The sequence below is a fragment of the Erwinia sp. PPS120 genome (genome assembly GCF_047918655.1).
Taxonomy (GTDB): Bacteria; Pseudomonadota; Gammaproteobacteria; order Enterobacterales; family Enterobacteriaceae; genus Erwinia; species Erwinia tasmaniensis_A.
The window spans coordinates 1-1,395 of sequence record NZ_JBLREF010000103.1 but is presented as its reverse complement, the minus strand read 5'-3'; the positions used below and the strand labels follow the sequence as shown (position 1 = coordinate 1,395).

Below are 1,395 nucleotides of genomic sequence, written 5' to 3'. Positions count from 1 at the left end.
AAACGCGGCCTGAATCATCCCGGGCTGGTCAGCCACTTTAAGCTGGGCTTCGCGGGTGCGCACGGCGTGGCGGGGGCGCTGCCGTCGCCTTACTGCAAGGAAGGCAAAGCGCTGCGTTCGCGCTTAAAACTGCTCGGCGTGATACGCGAATCTAACCGCCAGGATCACTTCCGGGGCTGCCTGATCGTGCCGGTCACGGGCTGGTCTGAGAGTTACGATCCGGCCTCGCGTGGCCGGGTGTTGCAGTTGTACGGACGGCGCACGATGGCCGATCACATGATAATCAAAGGCTCGGCAAAGCATCTTTACTTACCTTCAGCACTGGCCGGGGTATGGAACGAAGCGGCGCTGAAAGCCTCTTCAGAAGTGATCCTGTGCGAAGCGCTGATCGATGCCATGACCTTCTGGTGCACCGGTTACCGCAACGTCATCGCGGCTTACGGGGTCAACGGCTTTACCGCGTCCCATCTGGCGGCGTTGCAGTATCACGGCGTCAAAAAGGTGATGATCGCCTTCGATCGGGACGAGGCCGGGGATCGGGGTGCCGAAGCCGTTGCCGGTGAACTGAACGGAGCGGGGATCGACGCCTGGCGGGTACGCTTCCCGGCCGGACTGGATGCCAATGCCTATGCGGTGAAAAGTGGCAATCCTGAAAGTGCGCTGGCTCTGGCGCTGGAACAGTCGGTCAGAATGGCGGCTCCGGTCGTATCCGGCAGCGGTGCCTCACGGGTGCAAAGCGATCCTGTTGTTACATCTGAAACTGTGACCGGCAGCAATGAAAACATCCCTTCCTTAGCCGCCCGACCGGCCTCACAGCTCACTCTTCAGCCTGCTGCAATCGCCTGCGAAACCACGCCATCCGGGGAGCTGTTGCTGCGTTCCGGGCCGCGTATATGGAGGGTGCGGGGCTGGCAGAAAAATATCGTCTCCGAAGTGATGAAGGTCAACGTGCAGGTGCTGGATGAATCGACCGGCGCGTTCCACGTCGACCAGCTGGATATGTACCACGCGAAGCAGCGTCAGGGGTATGTGAGCACGGTGGCAAACGAGCTGGCCTGTGAACTGGCGGTGATAAAGCGGGAATGCGGGCGGGTGCTGCTGGCACTCGAAGTCCGCCAGGACGAACGGCTTAAAGCAGCGAAGACTGAGCAGGCTTCCGGGGCGGTGACGGTATCGGGTGAGGATGAAGCCGCAGCCCTTGTGCTGCTGAAATCCCCTGAGCTGGCAGAGCGCATCGTCAGTGATCTGGCATCCTGTGGCGTGGTGGGGGAAGCGACCAACCTGCTGACCGGCTATCTTGCGGCGACGTCCCGCAAGCTGGACAGGCCGCTGGCGGTGCTTATCCAGTCTTCCTCGGCGCCGGGCAAGTCGTCGCTGATGGACGCGGTGCTGGGG

Annotated in this window: 1 protein-coding gene; it reads left to right on the top strand. The window is 61.8% G+C overall.

Annotated features, from left to right (window positions below; genetic code table 11):
• Positions 1 to 1,395 (top strand): toprim domain-containing protein (locus tag ACLRGG_RS21315; RefSeq protein WP_416251575.1); only part of this gene is annotated, 1,395 nt, incomplete at both ends.